This window comes from Streptomyces sp. NPDC001153 (genome assembly GCF_053598315.1).
The window spans coordinates 58,909-60,551 of the sequence record NZ_JBSFJZ010000039.1 but is presented as its reverse complement, the minus strand read 5'-3'; the positions used below and the strand labels follow the sequence as shown (position 1 = coordinate 60,551).

At 74.0% G+C, this 1,643-nt stretch carries 1 protein-coding gene; it reads right to left on the bottom strand.

The genetic code is table 11. The features are described from left to right. Positions 1-1,643 (bottom strand): AAA family ATPase (locus tag ACWDEN_RS35285; RefSeq protein WP_450861974.1); only part of this gene is annotated, 1,643 nt, incomplete at both ends.

The window sequence follows — 1,643 nt, the reverse complement described above, 5'->3', positions numbered from 1 at the left end:
GCGAGTCCGGCTAGGCGCCGGGAGCGGGCCGGGGAGACGGTCTCGCCGTGGATGCCCTCCCACATGAACTGCACGGCCTGCAGCCGCATCTTCACGGGGCCGGGTTCGTGCCGGGCGGCCTCGGCCTCGACCGTGCGGACGGCCTCCTCCAGCTGGTCGTTGTGGATCAGCGCCTGGGAGAGCCGGACCACCGCGTCGACCCGCCGCTCGCCGTCGAGGCCGGGCATGCCGAGCGCGAACTGGAGGTGTTCGATGGTGACGGCGGGTGCGGTGAGCAGGGTGGCGCAGCCCAGTTCGTACAGGACGTGGGCGTGGACCTCGGGGAGCGGAGGCTCCTGCAGGGCGCGTTCGAGGCAGGTGCGGGCCGCGTCCGGGGCGCCGACGGCGAGGTGTTCGCGGGCGGCCTCGCGCAGCTGCTCGACGAGTTCCTCGTCGCCGTCCGGATGCACCTTCAGCAGGTGCCGGGCGGCCTGGGAGGCGCCGCGTTCCAGCTCGGTGATGATCTGCGCGGCGACGCCGTGCATGGCGGTGCGCACCCCGGAGGGGATGGAGTTGTAGACGGCGCTGGCGATGAGCGGGTGGACGAACTCCAGCTCGCCCGCGTCGCGTTCGCTGCCGCTCCCGGGGTCGGGTTGGGCGAGGATGCGCTGGGTGCAGAGCAGTTCGGCGCAGTGCCGGGCGATGGCGTCGTCCATGGTGGCGAGGCGGGCGACCATGTCGACGGTGATGCCGGTGCCGAGGATGGCGGCCGCCCAGGCGAACTGGGTGGCCTCCAGGCCGAGCCCCTTGAGCCGGTCGACCAGTCCGCCGCCGCGGGCGGCGCGGTTGAGGGCGCGCAGTTCCCCGGCCCGGGACTCGACCGGCTGCAGTTCGCTGTCCTGCACCTTGGCGAGGAGTTCGGTGGTCTCGTAGGGGTTGCCCGCGGTGACGGCCCAGACCTCGCGGCAGAAGGCGTCGTCGGCGTGGCGGCCGAGGGCGGCCCGGGTGAGCCCTGCCGCGGCGTCGGGCGTGAGGGCCCTGAGGTTGTTGACGGGGCGGCCCGCGGCGGCGGCCACCGCGTCGAGGTGGCGGGCGCTGTCGCCGCTCACCTCGCCGGGGCGGCGGGCGACCACGACGAGGACGGAGAGGTCGTCCAGGCGCTCGGCGAACGCGGCGAGCCAGCGCAGGGTCTCCTGGTCGGCCCAGTGCGCGTCGTCGATCAGCAGCACCAGCGGCCATTCGCGGCGGGCGAGCCGGCGCACCGCGGCGACGAGTCCGTCGCACACGTACTGCGGGTCGGCGCTGCCCTCCTGCGGGTCGACTATGCCGAGGGCGGGTCCGGCGATGTCGTACCAGTCGCCGAGGTACTCGCGCGCCTCCTCCGGCAGTAACGACAGCAGGGCGGGCTGGAGCAGTTGCCGTACCACGTTGAACGGGACGGACCTCAGGGTCTCCGCGCCGCGCGTGGACCACACGTTGCAGCCGCGGCGTTCGGCCATGCGGCGTGTCTCGGCCAGCAGGGCGGTCTTGCCGAATCCCGCCTCGCCGCGGAAGACCAGCAGACTCCCCGGGGTCGACTGGTCGGCGCACAGGAGCTCGAGTGCCTGTGCGACGGTGGCGATCTCCGCGTCCCGCTCCCACAGGGAAGCCGAGGCGGCCGTCGG